Annotated in this window: 17 protein-coding genes; 7 read left to right on the top strand and 10 right to left on the bottom strand. The window is 68.1% G+C overall.

Features of this window, described 5'->3' with window-relative positions:
• Positions 1–205 precede the first annotated feature (205 nt).
• Positions 206–1,126, top strand: coding sequence for an MBL fold metallo-hydrolase (locus AC1DKN_RS12100; RefSeq protein WP_476871378.1), 921 nt, complete (start codon positions 206–208; stop codon positions 1,124–1,126).
• Between the two features lie 27 nt (positions 1,127–1,153).
• On the opposite strand, the gene AC1DKN_RS12095 is transcribed toward AC1DKN_RS12100, so the two are convergent.
• Together AC1DKN_RS12095 and AC1DKN_RS12090 are read right to left on the bottom strand one after the other, a co-directional pair.
• On the bottom strand, positions 1,154–3,193 hold the full coding sequence (locus AC1DKN_RS12095) for a glycosyltransferase family 2 protein (protein ID WP_476871377.1): 2,040 nt from the start codon (positions 3,191–3,193) through the stop codon (positions 1,154–1,156).
• Positions 3,194–3,324: 131 nt separating this feature from the next.
• On the bottom strand, positions 3,325–3,558 hold the full coding sequence (locus AC1DKN_RS12090; protein WP_028276090.1) for a hypothetical protein: 234 nt from the start codon (positions 3,556–3,558) through the stop codon (positions 3,325–3,327).
• A 245-nt stretch (positions 3,559–3,803) separates the two neighbouring features.
• Here AC1DKN_RS12090 and AC1DKN_RS12085 point away from each other — a divergent pair, with 245 nt between their 5' ends.
• The 3 genes from AC1DKN_RS12085 to AC1DKN_RS12075 all read left to right on the top strand — a co-directional run bounded on the left by AC1DKN_RS12085 (position 3,804) and on the right by AC1DKN_RS12075 (position 6,356).
• Positions 3,804–4,424, top strand: coding sequence for a DnaJ family domain-containing protein (locus tag AC1DKN_RS12085; protein WP_476871376.1), 621 nt, complete (start codon positions 3,804–3,806; stop codon positions 4,422–4,424).
• A 97-nt stretch (positions 4,425–4,521) separates the two neighbouring features.
• On the top strand, positions 4,522–5,433 hold the full coding sequence (locus AC1DKN_RS12080; RefSeq protein ID WP_476859912.1) for an SDR family oxidoreductase: 912 nt from the start codon (positions 4,522–4,524) through the stop codon (positions 5,431–5,433).
• A gap of 161 nt (positions 5,434–5,594) precedes the next feature.
• A complete protein-coding gene (locus AC1DKN_RS12075; protein ID WP_476871375.1) occupies positions 5,595–6,356 on the top strand; it encodes a DUF4386 family protein in 762 nt (253 codons plus the stop codon).
• A 263-nt stretch (positions 6,357–6,619) separates the two neighbouring features.
• Here AC1DKN_RS12075 and AC1DKN_RS12070 read toward each other — a convergent pair whose 3' ends face one another.
• The 3 genes from AC1DKN_RS12070 to AC1DKN_RS12060 form a co-directional block, all read right to left on the bottom strand.
• Positions 6,620–7,261, bottom strand: coding sequence for an NADPH-dependent F420 reductase (locus AC1DKN_RS12070; RefSeq protein ID WP_476871374.1), 642 nt, complete (start codon positions 7,259–7,261; stop codon positions 6,620–6,622).
• A 188-nt stretch (positions 7,262–7,449) separates the two neighbouring features.
• Positions 7,450–7,599 (bottom strand): hypothetical protein, encoded by a 150-nt coding sequence (locus tag AC1DKN_RS12065; protein WP_164468554.1) that lies wholly within the window; start codon positions 7,597–7,599, stop codon positions 7,450–7,452.
• 97 nt (positions 7,600–7,696) lie between these two features.
• Entirely contained in the window at positions 7,697–9,058 is a 1,362-nt protein-coding gene (locus AC1DKN_RS12060; protein ID WP_476871373.1) for an LssY C-terminal domain-containing protein, read from the bottom strand.
• A gap of 122 nt (positions 9,059–9,180) precedes the next feature.
• On the opposite strand from AC1DKN_RS12060, the gene AC1DKN_RS12055 reads away from it, so the two are divergent.
• Both AC1DKN_RS12055 and AC1DKN_RS12050 read left to right on the top strand, forming a co-directional pair.
• A complete protein-coding gene (locus AC1DKN_RS12055) occupies positions 9,181–10,521 on the top strand; it encodes a sensor histidine kinase (protein ID WP_476871372.1) in 1,341 nt (446 codons plus the stop codon).
• Positions 10,514–11,194, top strand: coding sequence for a response regulator (locus AC1DKN_RS12050; protein WP_476851746.1), 681 nt, complete (start codon positions 10,514–10,516; stop codon positions 11,192–11,194). The genes AC1DKN_RS12055 and AC1DKN_RS12050 overlap by 8 nt, the downstream gene beginning before the upstream one ends.
• 101 nt (positions 11,195–11,295) lie before the next feature.
• Here AC1DKN_RS12050 and AC1DKN_RS12045 read toward each other — a convergent pair whose 3' ends face one another.
• Complete coding sequence (locus tag AC1DKN_RS12045) at positions 11,296–12,741, bottom strand: S8 family peptidase (protein WP_476871371.1); 1,446 nt, start codon at positions 12,739–12,741, stop codon at positions 11,296–11,298.
• 119 nt (positions 12,742–12,860) lie between these two features.
• Positions 12,861–14,228, bottom strand: coding sequence for an ammonium transporter (locus tag AC1DKN_RS12040; RefSeq protein WP_476871370.1), 1,368 nt, complete (start codon positions 14,226–14,228; stop codon positions 12,861–12,863).
• A 255-nt stretch (positions 14,229–14,483) separates the two neighbouring features.
• Here AC1DKN_RS12040 and AC1DKN_RS12035 point away from each other — a divergent pair, with 255 nt between their 5' ends.
• Positions 14,484–15,560: an LLM class flavin-dependent oxidoreductase gene (locus tag AC1DKN_RS12035; protein WP_476871369.1), complete on the top strand. Its 1,077-nt coding sequence runs from the start codon at positions 14,484–14,486 to the stop codon at positions 15,558–15,560.
• Between the two features lie 33 nt (positions 15,561–15,593).
• On the opposite strand, the gene AC1DKN_RS12030 is transcribed toward AC1DKN_RS12035, so the two are convergent.
• From AC1DKN_RS12030 to AC1DKN_RS12020, 3 genes are all read right to left on the bottom strand, one after another.
• On the bottom strand, positions 15,594–16,598 hold the full coding sequence (locus AC1DKN_RS12030) for a CapA family protein (RefSeq protein ID WP_476871368.1): 1,005 nt from the start codon (positions 16,596–16,598) through the stop codon (positions 15,594–15,596).
• Positions 16,599–16,635: 37 nt separating this feature from the next.
• Positions 16,636–16,881, bottom strand: a complete 246-nt coding sequence (locus AC1DKN_RS12025) for a DUF2630 family protein (protein ID WP_223913561.1) — start codon at positions 16,879–16,881, stop codon at positions 16,636–16,638.
• 149 nt (positions 16,882–17,030) lie between these two features.
• On the bottom strand, positions 17,031–18,902 hold the full coding sequence (locus AC1DKN_RS12020; RefSeq protein ID WP_476871367.1) for a Na+/H+ antiporter: 1,872 nt from the start codon (positions 18,900–18,902) through the stop codon (positions 17,031–17,033).
• Positions 18,903–18,985 lie beyond the last annotated feature (83 nt).

The raw sequence follows: 18,985 nt of genomic DNA, 5'->3' as shown, positions 1-18,985 counted from the left end.
ACCAAGGCGAGGTCTGCGGAGCTGCGGGGCCCCATCGATTGCTCCGTAGGTGCCGTAATCACTCGTCAAAAGGGCATCTACGGAGCGACCGACGGGGATTGAGGACCGGAGGGGGACCGGTCATCATGGAGTGTTGGTGCGTCATTGCGGAACCCGACGTCCGCCGCACCCGCCGCCACTGGCGCTGACGCCCCTAGGAGAACCCATGGAGACGCCCCCGGACCTGATCGACTTCACCGCAGGCCGCGCCCGGTCGGGAGACCTGGAGGCGGCCTGGATCCACGGCTCGGAATCGGCGAAGCACAATACGGACCCGGACATCCAGGTCCACGCCTACGACGGGCACACGTTCATCCTGCGCCAGAACATGGCGGTCAACTACGAGGCGCCGTTCATGTTCCTGCTGTTCGGCAACGCGCGGGCCGTCCTCATCGATACCGGCGCGACCGCATCCGCGGACTTCTTCCCGCTGCGCCGCGTTGTCGACGGACTTGTGGAGGCCTGGCTTGCCGCCCATCCCCGCGACGGCTACGGTCTCCTTGTCCTCCACACCCACCCGCATGGCGATCATGTCGCGGGCGATGCCCAGTTCGCGGGCCGTCCCGACACCGTTCTGGTGGACGCGGCCCGGGACAATGCCTGGGAATTTTTCGGATTCACTGCCGCGGGTGCCCTGGACGCCGGCGACCCGGACGCCGGCGGCGACGCCGTTCAGCCGGCGCAGGTGGACCTCGGCGGGCGCGTCCTGGCATGCTGGCCCAGCCCGGGGCACCACAACGCGGCCGTGACGTTCTACGATCCCCACACCGGGTTCCTGCTCACCGGTGACACGGTCTATCCCGGCCGGCTCTACATCCAGGACTGGCCAGCGTTTGTGAGCACCATCGACCGGCTGATCGGGTTCTGCGCCACCCACCCCGTCACCCATGTCCTGGGCTGCCACATCGAAATGTCGCAGCAGCCCGGCGTCGACTATCCGATCTTCACCACCTACCAGCCCGACGAACCACCGCTGCAGATGACCGTCGAGCAGCTCCGGCAGATCCGCCGGGCCATCGACGAGGTGGGCGGACGCCCCGGCCGGCATGTGTTTCCCGGGTTCATCCTCTGCCTCGAGGGGGAATGAGCGGGCGGGACCACCGGCCTCCAGCCCTCAGCGCCCCCGCAGCGACGCCGCGGCCGGGACGCCGGGCGGGAAATCGGGCAGCGCCCCTGCGGGCGTGTGGAAGATCCACAACGAGAGCGCACGGTAGGTGGCCCAGTCGTCGTCGGCCGCCCGCAGGGACGCGATCTCGGTGCCGTCGGGTTGCCCGGTGGTGCGGATGACCTGCAGCCGGACCGGCGCGGCCTCCGGCAACCGGAGCATGACGGACCCCGAAGCCGGCAGCGTGCCGTGCGGGAAGCGGACTGCGGCGCCGCCGACCGAAATGTCCAGCAGCTCTCCGCTGGTGCCCTCGGCCTCGACCGGCGAGGACACCTCCATCCGGTAGGCGTTGCGGCGGGATGTGGCGAATTCGGCGGCCCGGATCCTGCGCGTCCCGAGCACCAGGACCGCGCCGGCGAGCACCAGCCAGGCACCGGACGCCACCGTGGAACCGGGCGTCGTGCGCCAGGGCACCAGCCCGGCCAACCCGGCCGCCGCATACAGAATCACCGCGGTGATCAGGACAACCATCACGATCAGGATGCGCGGCGTCCGGCCCCGGAGCCGGAGGTCGGCGGCGCCCTTGGGCGTCACCTGGAACTCCAGGATGTTCCGGGACATGAGCCACCAGAGGCACGCCAGGCCGACCGGGACGCGGAAAATCCGCAGGGCGAAGGCCGTGGGCCAGTGGATTTCGTTGCGCATCAGCTGCTTGGACCCCCACAGGCGCACGGTGAACATGACCAGGAAGACCCCGGTGAAAAGCAGCGGCCCGGCAGTGGAGGTCTGCGCCCCGGACAGCATGATCACCACCGGAATCAGGAAGGCCACCAGCGTGGCGATGCCCTCCAGCCACCACAGCGTGCCGTTGAGGTACTCGTGGTAATTCCGCCACGACAGCCACCCCTTCGCCGCCCACAGCTTCTCGTGGACGAGGATCTGCATGGCACCCATGCCCCAGCGCCGGCGCTGCAGCAAGTACTGGTCCGGCGTCGCCGGCGCGAGCCCGACGGCGAGCGTCTGGTGGTGGTAGACGGTCCGCCAGCCGCGCCGGATGAGTTTGAGCGTGGTGTGCATGTCCTCGGTGATGGTCTCGGTCGCCACGCCGCCCACCTCCTGCAGGGCGCTCAGACGCAACAACGACGTCGACCCGCACCAGAAGGGTCCGGCGCCGGGTACGTTGCGGGACGCCATGAGGACGTTGAAGAAGGTGCCCTGCTCACCCGTGATGCCGTCGTCGTCGAACGCGCCGCCGTTGTAGAACGACTGCGGACCCTGGATCAGTGCGATCCCGGGGTCTTCGAACCAGCCCAGGGTGGCGCTGAGGAACGTGGGCAGCGGGACGTGGTCGCAGTCCAGGACGGCGATGATGTCGATGCCGGGGCCGCCGGCGGCCTTCTCCGAGGCCATCAGGCCCAAGGCGTGGTTCATGTTGCCGGCCTTGGCGTGGTCGTGGACGGCCCGTCGGACATACCGGGCGCCGTAGGCGACGCACATTTCTTTGACCCAAGGCCGGTCGCCGTCGTCGAGGACCCACGTCTCATGCGCCGGGGCCAGCTCGCAGGCCGCCGCGACCGTGGGCGTCAGAACCTCGATGGGCTCGTTGTACGTGGGGATCAGCACCGCCACCCGCATGCCGTTCGGGGCCTCCGTCACGGGCGCCGGCGGATGGCTGTCAATGTTCCACACGGACCACGCCTTCAGGATGAGGCCGGCCAGCGGCAAGGCCTCGAAGGTAACCAGGATCCAGGCGATGGCCAGGTTCCATTCCCCCGACGGCATCGTGAACAGGACGCGCCACGTCACGTAGAGGACCAGGGCGGCGATGGCCGCGATACCGCCCACATGGGCCAGCCTCCGGGACCGGGGTGCTTCCGCTCCGGGAGGTCCGAGCCGGGCGGCCCAGCCGGCAATGCCGGCCCGGGTCAGGGCTGTGGCGTCCAGTGGTACGGGCCGCGGCGCGGCGGATGTGGTTCCGGCGGACAGCCCTTGAGCCGATACGTTCTCGGCGCGCTGCCGCAGATCTTCACGCAGGTTCTCTCGAGGCACGTGATCTCCCTCAGCTAGATCCGGTGCTCAATGTCCGATCAGCGTAGCCGCGGCATGGCACCAGTGACCGGAGCCGCCGGAATCCTTGCGCAAAACTGCGGAGGGCGTGCGCTTCGTCCTACTGCTTTGATCTATTGCTTTGCAACGTGCTCCGCGTCCTCGGGCCCGACGAAATTGCACGAGCCGGGGTGGCGCTTGGGCAACGTGCACGTGCGCCCGGTGGGCAGGTGGACGTTGGCGCACCGGCCCGCCATGGCCACGTCTTCGCGGACATGCGTGACGTGCGTGCTGCTCTGATCCTCTGGCGCTTCCTCGCGGCTGGTTTGTAGGGGGCTTCCGGACGCGCTCTGGTTTTGGCTGTTCACGGCTGCAACTCCTCGGGATCTGCTGTGCAGAAAAGATGGGAAGGATGCTTAGTTTTATCCGAAGTCCCCAGCTTCGCACGGGTGGGTTAACGCCGGGTTACGGGAGTGTAAGGATCCCGTCTCGGCGAGGGGGCGGGTTGCCATCGTCGCGGTTCGCCGCCGCGCGGACCTTTTGCCGCCGCCCCGCTGTTCCTCATACTGGAAGGCAGATCCGCGATTCCGACAGGCGAGGACGGTGGTGACTGATGAGCAGCGGGGTCAGTGGTTCCAACAGCGCTTTCCGGCGCCGGGTGGAGCGTGCCGCGGAACTCCGGGCCGTGCGGGCCTCGGGCAGCACGGCGCAGGAGAACGACGAGCTCAACGCCGCCGAGGAGGAACTCCGGCAAAAGCGCGCCAAGATCGACGACGCCGCCAAGGCCGAGTACCTGATCCGGGATGCCATGGCGCAGGGCAAGTTCGACAACCTCAAGTACGCCGGCAAACCCATTCCCGGGCTGGGCGAGGCGTACGACCCCGACTGGTGGGTCAAGGGCCTGATCCAGCGGGAGAACATCTCCGGTCTGGGCCCGAAGGCGATCCTGCTCCGCACCGAGGACGCCGAGCTCGACGCGCGGCTCGATGCCCAGTTCAGCGAAAAGCAGGTCCGCGAGATCGTGGAGGACTTCAATGCCCGGGTCATCGATGCCCGGCGGCAGCTCCAGGGCGGGCCGCCCGTGATCACCAAAACGCGGGACGTCGACGCCGAACTGGACCGCTGGCGGGGTCGCCGGGCTGCCGCGGCCGCCATCGCCCCTCCGGAGCCGGAGCCGAAGCGGCCCTGGTGGCGGCGGCTGTGGAGCGGGGCGGGCCAGGCGCCGCCGAACTAAACGCTCACAGGCTACGGGCGCCGTCGAACTCCTTCGGCTCATTACCCGGGGGCCGGCCCTTCGCAACTGCCGCAGAGATAACATTTAGGAGATAACAATGTCTGAACAGGAACCCGTGCTGGTGGTCGGTGCAACGGGATCGCTCGGTGGGCAGGTCGTCGACCGGCTTCTTGACCGGGGCAAGAAGGTGCGGGCGCTTGTCCGCCCGAGCTCGGACGCGGGCAAACTCGAGGCCAAGGGCGTCGAGATAGCCCGCGGCGACATGCTCGACCTCGATTCGCTCGTCGCCGCGATGACCGGCGCCGCCGCTGTGATCACGACGGCGGCCGGGTACACCGGGAAGAACAAGAACGCCCACGAGATCGACACGCGTGGCAACGCCAATCTCGCCATCGCCGCCAGCAAAACCGGGGTGCCGCGCTTCGTGCTCACCAGCATCCTCACGAGTGACCAGACACCCGGTGTGCCGCATTTCTGGCACAAGAAGCTCGCCGAGGACAAGCTCGAAGAACTCAACGTCCCGTTCGTCGCGCTGCGCCCCGGAGCATTTTTCGACCAGATTGCCCGGCTCGGCGGTGACCCGTTCGAGAAGGGCCGCATCATCTGGCTCGGCTCAAAGAGCGTCCCCCTGACGTTCGTTCTGACCAGCGACCTCGCAACCTACCTCGCCGAAGCCGTCGACGCCGACATCGCCGACGGCGAACGCATCGAAATCGGCTGGACGCGCCCCATCAGCATGCGGGAAGGCGCTGAACTGGCGTCGCGGCTGGCGAACAAGAAAATTAGGGTGCTCTCCCTTCCCACCGGACTGCTCCTCAGGATAGGCAAGATTTCGGGAAAGTCCGGCTCGCGCATGAGCGACATGGGAGCCATGGCGGCGTGGTTCGAAACCGGCCGCTACGTGGCCAACACCAGCCGCCAGGCAGAACTCTTCGGCCCCGCGCCAACTCCGGAAGACGCGGTCGCGCGCTTCGCTGCGCGGTTGGGCCACGGACGAGCGCAGTCCTAGTGGGTGCGGCGGTGTCCAGATTAACGGGCGGTCCCGCCGGGTCACACGTGCCGCCGCCACATGCCGGTCAAAGGCCCGTGGCTCCGGGGACGCAATCGGCGTAGCCTGCGCTTAGGCGCGCACTTCGCGCACCCGCGCGTCGGCACGAAACGGGCGATGCCATGAAGAAATACGGCACTGATCATAATCCGCGGCCGGCGGCTTCGGCCGGGTCTGGGCGCCCGGCATCAGACCGTGCACCGCTTCGCCTGGCCGCCACCCTGGCGTTTGCCGGCTTCGCGCTGTCCGTGGTCGCCGGGTTGCTCCATGCCGATACGGCCAGCGCAAATGACCACCCGGCGACGTTCGCGGAGTACGCCCGCAGCGGTATTTGGACGGCGGTCCACCTCGGCCAGTTCGCCGGCATGGCGCTTCTCATCTCCGGGCTGCTGGTCCTGCTGGTGGTCTTGAAAGCACCGGACGGGGCCATGGCCTGGACGGCCTGCTTCGGTGCTGTCGCTGCGGTCGCCGCGCTGGCAGTTTACGCCGCGCTCCAAGCCGTCGACGGCGTTGCCCTCAAGCACGCAGTGGACGCCTGGGTTGCGGCTCCGGAGCCGGAGAAAGCTGCGCGGTTTGCGACGGCCGAGGGTATCCGTTGGCTGGAGTGGGGCATGCGCAGTTACCAGAGCTTTGTGCTGGGCGTGGCCCTGGTCCTGACCGGTGTCGTGGTTGTCGGGGCGCGCCGCGTCTCCCGGCTGATCGGCTACCTTATGGCGCTGTCCGGGCTCGCCTACCTCGCGCAGGGCTGGATCGTCGGCGCCGAAGGCTTCTCTCCGGCCAACTCCATTCCTACACTCGCTGGGATTGTCCTCATCCTCGTGTGGTCCGTGTGGCTGCTGGTCAGTGCATGGTTCGGGAAGGACGCGCCCGCCCGCGACAGGTGACGCGGCCAGCGGACCCCGACGGCGGGAGGTTCGGCCGCCGTCGTCGTCGCGTCCGTCAGAGTTCCGGGACGCAGGGTCCGGAGCCCAGCAAAGCGCATAGGGGAATGACCATCCGGGAGTCGTCCCCCTTCAGGGCTTCCCGGGTCCTGCGGTGGCGTAGCCGCGCGCTGCCGCCCGGATTCGCCGGAAGGCTGCGAGCCCGCCGGAAAAGTCCGGCGACCTCGCAGGCTTCCGGCGAATTCGCGCGCCCGGGGCAGGACGGGTCAGATGGTGCGCGGAGCCTTGGCCAGGTTCTCTGTGAGCTCGGCCGCGTTCTGCCGGATCACGTAGGCCGGGCGGTCCCGTTCCGTGCGCCAGCTTTCGGCGAGCGGGCCCATGTTGACGGTGTCGAAGCCGAATTCGTCGTAGAGCCTGGTCACCAGCTCGGCCGCCTCCGGGAAATCGCTCGCCGTGGCCAGGGCCCGGCGGTTCGGGGTGCCGGCCGGCGTCCCGTCCGTGGTGATCTGGGAGTACATGATGTGGTTGAAGGCTTTGGCCACCTTCGACTGGGGAAGGTGCTCCTGCAACAGGCCGGACGTGGTGGCCTCGCCGGCATCCAGGGCCGGGATATGCCCGTCGCGTTCCCAGTAGTAGTTGTTGGTGTCGAGGACGATCTTGCCGGCCAGCGGTTCCACGGGGACGTCCGGGAGGCTCCTGAGCGGCACGGTGACGACGGCGAAGTCGCCGGCTGCGGCCGCCTCGGCCGGCGTTGCGGCCCGGGCCCTGGGCCCCAGTTCCGCGACGAGCTCCGTCAGGGTTTCCGGCCCGCGCGAGTTGCTGATCACGACGTCGTAGCCGACCTCCACGGCCTTGCGGGCGATCTGGCTGCCAATGTGTCCTGCACCGATGATTCCGATAGTTGTCATGCCGGAGCAACAGCCGGGCAAGCGAAGATATTTCGCCTGTTAAGGACTGTGTGCGCCGGGGACCGACAGGACACCGGTCGGGGCAGGCGAGTCCAAATCGCCGGAAGCCTCCCCGCTCGCCGGAAAGTTCCGGCGAGCCCGCAGGGTTCCGGCGAATTCGATCGTAGAGAGGCTGGCGCCTAGGGAGGCTAGGCCGTGGGGCCCGGTTCGTCGTCGGTGTCCGGGCCTTCTGCCGCGTCCTGGGAATGGGCGCGGTCGTCGAAGGGTTCAGCCGTTGCATCACCTTCGGCCGGGGTCTCGCTGTGGTGGCGCTCCGGCGCCTGTGAGTCGTCGCTCATGTCCGCTCCTTAGCTGCTCCTGCGGTGGATTGCTGGCTATTTGAACATCTAGCTCCCGCTGCGAGAGGGCTGTCAAGGGCCCGTTGATCCTGCGGATTCAGACGGGCGTCCGGCCGCCGGGACGGCTGGAATCCCGGTTGATTACCTTGCGGGGGCGCAGGGCATAGTCGCGGGACCGCTTGCTGGAGAGCGCCAGAAGCAACAGGATGTCCAGGGTCAGGCCGGGGAGATTGGACTTCAGGGTGATGTCCGGGCCGCCGTGGAAAACATCGACGGCCTGGAAGCAGATGGCGGCCGTGCTCAGTGCCATGGCCACCGTCCGGGCCCAGTTTCGGCCGAGGAACACGAACCACGCCAGCAGGATCTCGGCCACGGCAAAGAGCAGGACAACCACCGTTGCGGCGCTGACGGCCAATTCCGCCTGGGCCTCCGTGACCGCCGGGCCGGCTACGGGCTGCACCAGTGAGCCGACGTGCGCGTCCTTGAAGAGCACCAGGGACAGGGCCAGCAGCGCGGCCGCCGCCGCGCGGGCACCGACGAAGATCGCCCCGACAATCGTGGTCGAAGGACGCCTGGCGCGGCCCTCGCCCGGGGGCGTGTCGCTCCCAAGCGAGCCCGCAGCGGTCGGCTCCGCGACGGTCTGCCTGAGATCGACGATGGGGAGATTGCCGTCGGTGGTGATGGTGTCGCCCCCGCCGTTGCGCGCGTGATAGCCGGTGGAAAAATCACGGATCACCCTGAGCCCGGCCGCGGGATCGGCCCCGGTAATGGCGCCGACCACATGGTCGCGTTCGGCGTCGGTGTTCTCATCGATCTTGTGGGTGATCTGCAGGGTAAACAGGGACAGCCCGACGCTGCGGTCATACGTGCCGGCCGCCAACCAGTCGACGGCCAGCCCGCCCGGCAGCAGCCAGCCGGGCGGGCACCGCCAGAAGCGGACGTGGTGCCGTTTGCCCGGGGTGCCGTCGACTTCCTGCTGGTAGGCAAAATCCTGCTGGCGGCCGAACAGGAACAGCGGACTGACCGGGGCCTCGAGATAGCTGCGGCGCAGGAGGGTGGAGGAGACGATCCGCCGGCTGCTGGCCAGGGTCACGTCATCGGCCCTCGTCCAGCCCGCGGACCGCATCACGCCATGGATCTGCGGTTCCGATCCAAGCAGGGCGATGTTCACGGGATCGCCCAGCAGCCCGTCGCTGGTGCGCGCCCGGCCGATGAAGTAGTCCGGAACGTAGAGCCGGGTCAGGATCCGGTGCAGACGGGGAAGCACCAGATAGGCGAGCAGGGCCCAGAAGATGAAGAGGAACCAGACCTGCGCCCAGCCCCATTCGAAGCTCAACTGCACCAGCAGCGCGGTCAGCCACACAGCCGCAACGCCGCCCACCACGAAGAACACGCTGTCCAGCACGGAGTACGGCACCGCTTCGGCGGGAGCTGTGACCTCAACCGCTGCCTTGGTCATGGCCGCCATACTACGCCCGCTATCGACGGAGGGCTGGCTCGAAAGATGAATCTTCTGGCCCCAAGGTGGAGCGCGGCCGGATGTGACCTGCCTGTGACAGCCGCCGTGGATAGGGTGACAGCATGGAACCACTACTGAAAGTTTTGCGGCATTGGGGCGCCCCCGCGGCGGCCGTTCTCTTCTTCACGTTGTGGTGCGTGGCCGAGGCCGGGCGGATGGGCCCCGGCCTCCACACCTGGGAGGGGACGTGGCCGCTGATCCTCATGACGGCAGCGATTGCCTGCGCCGCCTGGAAGCCCTACGCGTCGCTTGGATTCACGGCAGGGCTGCTCGCGGGCCAACTGGGGTACGCCATTCCCGCGATGCACGCCAACCACTGGGCCATCTACCTCGGGGCGTTCGTGTCCCTGGCTTTCATCCAATGGACGGCCCGGCGAAGGACACGCTTCATCGCGGCGGCCGCCAACGTGGTGTTCGCCGGCGCCATGGCCTTCCTGATGCTGTCCTGGCGCTACGGCAACGGCGTCGGCTGGTTCCTTCCGCTGTACATGGGCGACCGGTGGACCTTTCAAGCCTACGGCTGGCAACTCTTTTCGCTGCTGCTGGTGATCGCGGCAGCCTGCGCCGCCGTCGGACTTCTGCTGGCGATGTACCAGGAACGCGGCAGCCTGTTCCAGGCCAGGACCATCGCCCAGACCAGCCTCAGGGAAGCCGAGGTGGACCTGATCGTGGAGCAGGAACGGACCCGGATCGGCCGGGACCTGCACGACGTCCTGGCCCACTCACTCGCCGTGATCGCGGCGCAGGCGGATGGCACCCGCTACCTGAGCAAGGACCAGCCGAGGGCAGTGCTAAACGCCCTGGAGAACATCGCGACGTCGGCCCGGAGCGCCCTGGTGGACGCGCAGCGCGTCATCGAGGGGGTGCACGACGACGGCATGGTCACGCCCCAGCCCCGGCTCAGCGACGTCGGGCCCCTAGTGGCGCGCATGCAGGGCAGCCTCGAGATCGAACAAAGCGAGTCCGGCACGCCCGCCGAGCTCTCCGCCGGGCAGCAGCTCGCCGTGTTCCGGATCATCCAGGAATGCCTGACCAACGCACTGAAACACGGCGGCCGCGGCACCGCGGTGCGGCTGCACCTGGACTGGAGCGGCCCGGGGCTGACCCTGCATGCAGCGTCCGGGATCCCGGAGACCACAGGCAGGGACAGCCCGGACCCCGCCGCCGAAACGCGGGTGGGCCGCGGCCTCGCCGGGATGCGGGAACGCGCCCACCTCGCAGGAGGCTGGATGACGTCCGGCCCGGATGGCGAGCAGTACCGGGTGACAGTCTTTATCCCCTACGGCACAAGGACGGCCGACGCCGATGCTGCCGCAGCCAGCGCGGAGCCGGACCTGGTTCCCGCGGGAAGCCCTGCAGCGCGCCCGGGAATGCCGCTGGCCGAAGCCGGCGACCGTGGCTGATGCCGGGGCGGCCATTACCGTGGCGATTGTCGATGACCAGGCCCTGTTCCGTGCGGGAATCCGGATGCTGGTGGAGAGCCAGCCGGACATGGCGATGGCCTGGGAAGCCGGCGACGGCGCGCAGGCGGCGGCATTCGCCGTCGAACGGTGCCCCGACGTGATGCTAATGGACCTGCGCATGCCGGTCCTTGACGGCGTCGGCGCCACACGGCGGATCGTGCGGCAGGCGGAGGCCGCAGGCACCGGCGCGCCGAAGATCATCGCCCTGACCACCTTCAACCGGGACCAGGCTGTGGTTGACGCCGTGCACGCCGGGGCCAGCGGCTACCTGCTCAAGAGCGCCGAACCGGAGTTCCTGCTCGCCGCGATCCGGACGGTGTACTCCGGGTACTCCGTGATTGCGCCGGGATCAGTGCAGGATTTGTTCCAGCATGCCGCCCGGACCGTGCCGGCCGGGGGACCGGACCTGTCCGCGCTGGAGGTGCTGTCTGTCCGGGAACGGGACGTCTTCCTGCTCGCGGCCAAGGGGCTGGCCAACGGTGAGATCGCCGGAAGCCTGTTCGTGTCCGAGGCGACGGTCAAGACGCACCTCAGGAGCGTGCTGGGCAAGCTGGGCCTCGGGACCCGGCTCCAACTGGTGGCCTTCGCCTATGAGCGCCGGCTGCTGGGCTGAAACCAGCTGTTGGGCTGAGACGCGGCTGGGCCCCCGGCTGAGACTCGCCGAGGGCCGCTGGCACGGCGACTTGCGCCGCCGGATTCCTCACCGCCGCAGCGTCAGAAGCTCACCGTCTGGGTCAGGTATCCGTAGTACTGTCCCCCGATTGGGTGGATGGGATCGCCGCCGAAGCCGTAGTCGTGGTGCCGCTTCGAGTACGACTTTGTCAGGTCCAGGTACTGCTCCATGACGTGCTCGGCTGAGCCCGTGCAGGCCTTCTGGCTGATACAGAGGGCCACGGACCCTGCCACGGCCGGGCTGGCGAAGCTGGTGCCGTTGCTTACGTTGTAGCCTCCGGGCCAGGTGGAGAGCATGCACACACCGGGTCCGGCGACCGTGTGGGCCTTGTCGTCACTCGTGGTGGCGAAGTTGGAGAAGAATGCAGGCTGGTCATCCTTTTGCCCGTACTTCGAAAAGTCGTCAGGGCCGCAGATCGGGGCGGCATCCCCGCCGGACTTTCCGTCGAAATCGCCCATGGCGGTGGCGGTCAGTACTTGGTCGTACGTGGCCGGCACTGTGTTGGCGAAGTCCTCACCGGCGTTGCCGGCCGCGACGGCATAGGTGACACCGGCCCGGACCGAGCGGCAGATGGCGTAGTGCATTGGGTCCGTGCCCTTGCCGCAGTTGGGCGTGTCCGCGGCGCCGCCGGCGATGCTGATGTTGGCCACGGCGATGTCGTTGCTGTCGTCATGGTCCTTGCGCGTCGAGGTCACCCAGTCAATCGCGCAGATCAGGCTTTGCTCGGAGATCAGGCCGTTGTCGTCAACCACCCGGACAGACCACAGCGGAGTGCCCGGGGCGGTCCCGATGACGCCCAGGCGGTTGTTCCGGGCGCCGATCACGCCCGCGACGAATGTTCCGTGCCCCAGGACGTCAACGGGGGTCACATCGACGGGCGAGCCGGACTGGCAGTCGACGCCGCCCTTGACGTTCAGGTCCGGGTGGGTCGCATCGATGCCGCTGTCGATCACCGCTACGTTGACGTTGATCCGGCTTGGCCCCCGGTCGAGGGCCTTCCGGACGTCTGAGCTGGTTCCGGCGATCCGCTTGCGCCAAAACGGCGTCTCCTGGGTGGCCGCGGTTCCAAGATCCCGCGGTTGCTGGAAGGTCCGGCCTGCCGTGACGAAGTCGACGTTGGGGTCGGCCTTGACGCGTTGCGCCTGGGCCGCCGTCAGGGTGGCAGAGTAGCCGTTCACAGCGTTGCGGTAGACCTTCGATGCCGTGAATCCGTAGGCGCTTTGCTGGGCGGCCGCCGCCGCTCCGGCGTCCACGACGCCGTCCTTGAGCACCACGATGTAGTTTTGTGCCGGGTTGGCGGCGTTCGAAGGAGCTGCCGCCACCAGGCCGCCGCCCGCCGCCAGGGCAAATGCCGCCAGCGAGGCCAGCCCGCGCCCGAACCAAAATGTGTCCGGTCTGGGAAGGGAGCTGCGCCGGTGTCTGCGCGGGGTCCGCGCCACCGATGTTAGCTTCGGTTTTGATGCCTTGCGGCTGGCTTGGCTGAACATCGTGGCCTCCCATTAAGCGAGTTCGCTAATTCGAGTGCCCCCCGCCCATATCTTAAGCCTCCGACCGCGTCTTACACCCGGGCCCTTTGGAAAAACTTGAGCCGGCCCCAGCGGCCGGCTCAGACGAGGCTGTCTTCCTTTGCGCGTGCGGAGGCATTTTCCGGTGCCCGGCCGGCCGCGTGGGCCGACGTCGCGGCGTGGGCAGGCGTCGCGGCGTGGGCCGCACCGGTGTGGTGGCCGAACGGGTTGAACCGGCTGAAACCGAGCTCGGCAAAGGCATACGCGGTCTCGGCGTGTTCGGACCGGTCGACTCCGGCGAGTTCGTCCTCGCGGCTGACCCGGAAACCCAGCGTCTTGTGGATGGCGAGTCCGATCACCGCGGTCCCGAGGCCGGACGCGGCCACTGTGATGAGGACGGCCACGGCCTGGGCGATGACCTGGCGGAGCCCGCCGCCGTAGAACAGCCCGCCGCCGGCACCGTCCACCGGGAGCGCAATGAAACCGAGGGCGAGCGTGCCGATCAGGCCGCCGCCGAGGTGGACGCCGACGACGTCGAGCGAGTCATCGAAGCCAAACTTGAATTTCAGATCCACGAACACAGCGCAGGCCGCACCGGCCACGAAGCCAAGGCCCAGAGCGGCGAGCGGGCTGATGTTGGCGCACGACGGCGTGATCGCCACCAGGCCGGCGACGGCGCCGGACGCCGCGCCCAAGGAGGTGTGGTGGCCGTGGCGGACCTTCTCCGTCACCAGCCAGCTGATCATGGCTGCGGCAGGGGCGGCCAGGGTGTTCACCCAGATCAGGCCGGCCTGCTCCACTGTGGTGGCGGCGCCGGCGTTGAAGCCGAACCAGCCGAACCACAGGATGCCCGCGCCGAGCATAATGAAGGGGATGTTGTGGGGGCGGTGGCCGGGGTCCTTGCCGAAGCCGTGCCGGTTGCCCAGGATCAGGACCAGGACCAGCGCCGCGGTTCCGGACGCGATTTCCACTACGGTGCCGCCGGCGAAGTCGATGACCTGGCCGAAGACGGCACTTACCGCGCCGCCGGCACTCATGAGGCCTCCGCCCCAGACCATGAAGGCCAGGGGGCAGTACACGAGGGTGATCCAGATGGGGACGAAGAGGGCCCAGGAGGTGAACTTCGCGCGGTCCGCGATGGCGCCGCTGATGAGGGCCACGGTGAGGATGGCAAAAGTGGCGCTGTAGCCGGCCTTGATCAGGTCCGGCGAACCGATGAGGCTGCTCAGGCCGAAGCTCGCGAACGGGTTGCCGAACACGCCGAGGACACCTTGCCCGGTGCTCATCGAGTAGCCCCAGAGGACCCACACCACGCCCACGATCCCCACCGAGACGAAGCTCATCATCATCATGTTGAGCGAGGCCTTGGCCCGGGTCATCCCGCCGTAAAACAGGCCCAGGGCCGGGGTCATCAGCAGAACCATCGCTGCCGACACAATCATCCAGACGCTTCCAGCAGTGAGCTCCACCGGCGGGTCCCTTCTCGTCAGTCTTTCGTACCGGGACACGTCGCCGCCGGCCCCCCGATCCGGATTTAATCCTCGCGGAGCCATGTTTCCGGCAGTGAGGCGAAAAGTTGCGGGCACGTTACGGGAATCGCGACGGCGTGAAGTTCGCGTGACCGGCATGTTTCAGGAATGTAAACGCGGCCTCATATGCCCGCCGGTTTTGATGCTGCCGGGTGGGGCCAGGAATGAATTCAAATGATTGAATGTTCAATAAATATGGACTTTGGTATCTTCACTTTCGGCGAGCTCACCCGCGATAGCAGCACCGGCATCGCGCTGTCCCCGCAGCAGCGGCTAAAAGAGATCATCGAACTCGCCAAGCTGGCCGATCAGGCGGGCCTCGGGTTCCTGGGGTTGGGGGAGCATCATCGGCGCGACTTTGCCCTCTCGACCCCGGAAGTCGTCCTCGCCGCGATCGCCCGGGAAACATCCAATCTCCGGCTGGGCACGGCCGTGACTGTGCTCTCCACCCAGGACCCCGTGCGGCTCTTTGAACAGTTCGCCACTCTGGACCTGATCTCCGACGGCCGGGCCGAGATCATTGCGGGCCGCGGCGCGTTCGTGGAGTCGTATCCATTGTTCGGCCACAAGCTCGACGACTACGACGCCCTGTTTGATGAGAAGCTGCGCCTGCTGCTGGAACTGCGGGACAACGCCCGGGACAACTCCACAGTGCAGTGGGCCGGAAGACTGACTCAGAGCATCCCGGACATGGACATCGCCCCGCGCCCGGTGCAGGCGAAGCTGCCAGTCTGGGTGGGCGTCGGTGGCACCCCGGCCAGTTTTTCCCGGGCGGGCAGGCTCGGGCTTCCTCTTTTCATCGCCCTGCTGTCAGGGCCGGCCCGCTTCCGCCGCCTTGTTGAGCTCTACCGCGAGAGCGCTGCCGAGGCCGGCCACGATGCCGGCGCGCTGCCGGTGGGGGCCGGCGGTCACTTCTACGCGGCGCCGACGTCACAGCAGGCGCGCGACACGTTCTACCCCTACTACCGGGCCTACTTCGAACAAAACATGCCGCGACCCGTAGACCACTTCCCCCGATCCACCTTCGATTCCTGGACCGAGCCCGGCGGCGGGTTGCTGGTGGGGAGCCCGCAGCAGATCACCGAGAAGCTCCTGGAGATCCACCAGACTCTGGGGAACTCGCGATACCTGGCCCAGATCGGACTGGGCGGCCTACCCTTTGCCGAGACGGCCCGGTCGATTGAACTGCTGGCCACGGAGATCATGCCCGCCGTCAACAGGGAGGTCTCGGCCGCCCTGGTGAGCAGCCGGACCGGCAAGCAACCAGTCTGACAATCAGCCCGCCGGCTGGCCCACTACAGCGATTCAGTTTTGGTCCAGCGGAATCTCAAGGCAGCGGCCGGAGGCGTTCCAGTAGCCCAGCGTGCCCAGCTGACCGCTCAGCCGCTGCATCCGGGCGGCAATATCGGGTGCCGATCCGCGGGCCAGGCGCGCCTGGAATCCGTCGATGGTGGTCGGATGCAGCCGAAGCGTTCGGGGCGCGCCGGCGTCGGTGTCGAGCATGAACACGAAAGACTGGTCATTGCGCTCGACCGGGTCCACAGCGTAGTCGTCAATGAAGTCCCCGGCACTGTAGATGATGGGACGGTTCCGGTGGATGCCGACGCCGCGAAATATGTGCGGCGAGTGGCCGAACACGACGTCGGCCCCGGCCTCGATGAGGTTCCGGGCAAGGTCCTGGTGCCCGGCCGGGACGTCGTAGCCCCAGTTGCCGCCCCAATGGGCTGACACGATGAGGACCTGGACGCGGGCCTTGGTCCTGGCGACCAGTTCCAAGAGTCCGTCCAATCGTGTCCCGCCGCGCCGGCCGGCGTCATCGATGGGGACATCCTCCACCGGGACGTAGTAGACCCCGGGAGCCGCGGTGCCCGCCTCCCAGCCGGGCTCGTTGTCCGTGAAGGCAATGAATCCGACGGCGACGGCGCCCACGCGCCACACGGCCGGGCGGCGGGCGGCCTCCAGGTCGGGGCCGGCCCCGGCATGGAGGATGCCGCAGCCGTCCAGCGCCGGCAGCATCTCCCCGAACGCGTCCTGGCCGAAATCCAGGACGTGGTTGTTGGCCAGCGAGACGACGTCGATCCCGGCCGCGAGGAGGCTGGCCACATTCTTCGGGTCCGAGCGGAAATGGAAGATCTTGCCGGGTTCGGGCTCGCCGCCGGCCGCCAGGACACACTCGAGGTTGGCGACGCGGACGTCCGCCTGCTCCAGGACCGCCAGCGTGTCGCCCCACGGATAGGCAGGCCTGGCCGCTGCCAGGTGCCGGTTCACCAGCCGGCCCAGCATGACGTCTCCCAGCAGCGCGATCAGCATGGACTGCCTGCCTGCCTGTCAGGTCAGGGCCCGGGGGCTAGCTTTGGTAGCCTTCGACCTCGCTGACCGGCCGCACTTCCGCCTCGTCGGGGTTCTCGCCATAGTCTTTTTTCGCGCGCCGCTGGCGGAGCAGGTCCCAGCACTGATCCAGTTGTTCTTCCACCTGCTGCAGCCGGAGGATGTCCGGGCCTCCGGTCCCGCCAGACTGGGTTGAGCCTTCGCGGAGGCCGTGTTCCTCCTCCACCAGGGCCTTGATGCGCTCCAGGATGTCTTGATTGTCCATGGTGTCCTCTTTTCGTCCGACGGCGGCAGGCAGCCTTCTCTTCGCAGGGTCCACTTCCAGCAGGTCCCCTTCCAGCCTACGGAGGGGATGGTGCGGTGAACAGGGGCGCCCGGGACCGACGCCGGACGGCACTGGCCGGCGCCTGCGGCCTAGCCAAGAAGTTCGTCCGGGTAGCACCAGCGCCAGTCCTCGCCGGGCTCGACGCTGCGCATGACGGGGTGGCCGCTGAGCTGGAAGTGTTTGTACGCGTGGGTTCCCGGCGAGGAATCGCAGCAGGCCACGTTGCCGCACTGCAGGCACATCCGCAGATGCACCGTCGTCGTCCCCTCCCGTTCGCACGCCTCGCAGAAGGGACCAGACGGGACGGTGGGATCGGGGGCGGCCTCCAGGTGCGGACAAACGCCGCGGGGCCGGGCGATTCCCTCGCCGCCGCTGCCGTCCGCGTCCGGTTCCTCCAGTGCGGCGTCCAGCATGGACTCTTCGACGTCGAGGCGGTCAAGGACGTTGACCAGGACCTCGTGCGCGTATCCGCCGCCGCGCCGCAGCTCGAGGACCTTGGTGCGCTCGGCGTCCAGCATCGCCAGCCGGAGTTGGGCGTACCGCTGGCTGGGGGTGGCGGCTTCGGCGGACGGCCGGCCCAGCCGCTCCCATGCGGCCAGCCCGCGCTCCTGGGTGCGCCGTTTGAGCATCGCCACGACTTCGGGGGGATCGGCGTCCGAACGCAGTTCCTGGAGCCGCTGCACGCCCGCCGCCGTCGCCATCTGCATCAGCGAGGCCTCGTTGAGCGCGTCCTCGCGCGGGTCCGGTCCCTTCACGTGCAGCAACCGGACCAGGGCCGGGAGCGTGAAACCCTGCAGGGTCAGCGTGCCGGCCACCACCACGAGGGCCATCAGGATCAGGACCGAGCGGTGCTCCAGCTCCGCCGGCAGGACCAGGACGGCGGCAAGCGTCACCACGCCGCGCATGCCGGCCCAGGAGACGATCGCCGGAAATTGCCAGGGCGGCGCGGGATCCTTGCGCCGGACCGCGGGAATGAGCCGCGGCAGGTACGTTGCGGGGAAGACCCAGACGGGGCGCAGGACCAGCACGGCCAGCAGCACGGCGGCACAGCCGAACCAGATCCGTTCCGGCCCCAGCGAGTCATCCCGGACGCCCTCGATGATGGTCCGGACCTGCAGCCCGATCAGCAGGAAAACGGAGTTCTCCAGCAGGAACTGGACCGTGTGCCAATTGCTGCGCTGGCTCAGCCGGGCCGCCCCGTTTGGCATGGACGGCGCCTTGGTCCCCATGATCAGCCCGGTGACGACGACGGCCAGGACGCCGGAGGCGTGGATCGCTTCCGCCGGGAGGTAGGCGACAAGCGGGGCGATCAGGGAAGTGGAAGTGTTGATGGCCACGTTGCGGATCCGCTTGCGGAGCGCTGTGAGCACGAAGGCCGCGGCAACGCCCACCGCCACGCCTCCGCCAACCGCCAGGACGAAGCCGCCGGCAATCTCCGCGGCGGAGACAACTCCGGCGATCGCGGCGATGGCAGCACGCAGGCAGACCAGCGCCGTGGCGTCGTTGACCAGCGATTCGCCCTCCAGGATGGTGACAACCCGGCGGGGCATGCCCACCTTTCGCGCAATCGCCGTCGCCGCCACGGCGTCAGGGGGCGCGACGACGGCGCCCAGGGCCATGGCGGCCGCCAGCGGGATCTCGGGAAACAGCCAGGCGACCACCAGCCCGACGCTGACGGTGCCGAAAATGACGTAGCCGACCGACAACAGGCCGATGGAGCGGCGGTTGGAACGGAAATCGAACAGCGAGGACTGCAGCGCCGCCGCATAGAGCAGCGGCGGCAACAGCCCGACCAGAACGATTTCGGGGTTCAGCTCGATGGTCGGAACGAACGGCAGGAACGAGCACACCACGCCGGCCAGCACCAGCAGCAGTGGGACGGAGATGTTGATCCTTTGGCCCAGTGCGCTGCAGGCACAGACGATGGCGACGAGGGCCAGCAGCCCGAAAGCGACTTCCATGGGCCCATTCTCTCAGCTTCCCGTCCGGTGCCGGCGGGATCCCTGCAATGCATCATCAGCTTGCTTACGACTTGGCGGCTTTC

The organism is Arthrobacter sp. 01N444 (assembly GCF_056399305.1).
Note: the sequence above shows the minus strand (reverse complement) of the source record. Positions and strands in the feature narration are given on the sequence as shown.

Coding starts and splice junctions, on each gene's coding strand:
- AC1DKN_RS12100 (WP_476871378.1), top strand. CDS start 206: ATGGAGACGCCCCCGGACCTGATCGACTTCACCGCAGGCCGCGCCCGG.
- AC1DKN_RS12085 (WP_476871376.1), top strand. CDS start 3,804: ATGAGCAGCGGGGTCAGTGGTTCCAACAGCGCTTTCCGGCGCCGGGTG.
- AC1DKN_RS12080 (WP_476859912.1), top strand. CDS start 4,522: ATGTCTGAACAGGAACCCGTGCTGGTGGTCGGTGCAACGGGATCGCTC.
- AC1DKN_RS12075 (WP_476871375.1), top strand. CDS start 5,595: ATGAAGAAATACGGCACTGATCATAATCCGCGGCCGGCGGCTTCGGCC.
- AC1DKN_RS12070 (WP_476871374.1), bottom strand. CDS start 7,261: ATGACAACTATCGGAATCATCGGTGCAGGACACATTGGCAGCCAGATC.
- AC1DKN_RS12065 (WP_164468554.1), bottom strand. CDS start 7,599: ATGAGCGACGACTCACAGGCGCCGGAGCGCCACCACAGCGAGACCCCG.
- AC1DKN_RS12060 (WP_476871373.1), bottom strand. CDS start 9,058: ATGACCAAGGCAGCGGTTGAGGTCACAGCTCCCGCCGAAGCGGTGCCG.
- AC1DKN_RS12055 (WP_476871372.1), top strand. CDS start 9,181: ATGGAACCACTACTGAAAGTTTTGCGGCATTGGGGCGCCCCCGCGGCG.
- AC1DKN_RS12045 (WP_476871371.1), bottom strand. CDS start 12,741: ATGTTCAGCCAAGCCAGCCGCAAGGCATCAAAACCGAAGCTAACATCG.
- AC1DKN_RS12035 (WP_476871369.1), top strand. CDS start 14,484: ATGGACTTTGGTATCTTCACTTTCGGCGAGCTCACCCGCGATAGCAGC.
- AC1DKN_RS12030 (WP_476871368.1), bottom strand. CDS start 16,598: ATGCTGATCGCGCTGCTGGGAGACGTCATGCTGGGCCGGCTGGTGAAC.
- AC1DKN_RS12025 (WP_223913561.1), bottom strand. CDS start 16,881: ATGGACAATCAAGACATCCTGGAGCGCATCAAGGCCCTGGTGGAGGAG.
- AC1DKN_RS12020 (WP_476871367.1), bottom strand. CDS start 18,902: ATGGAAGTCGCTTTCGGGCTGCTGGCCCTCGTCGCCATCGTCTGTGCC.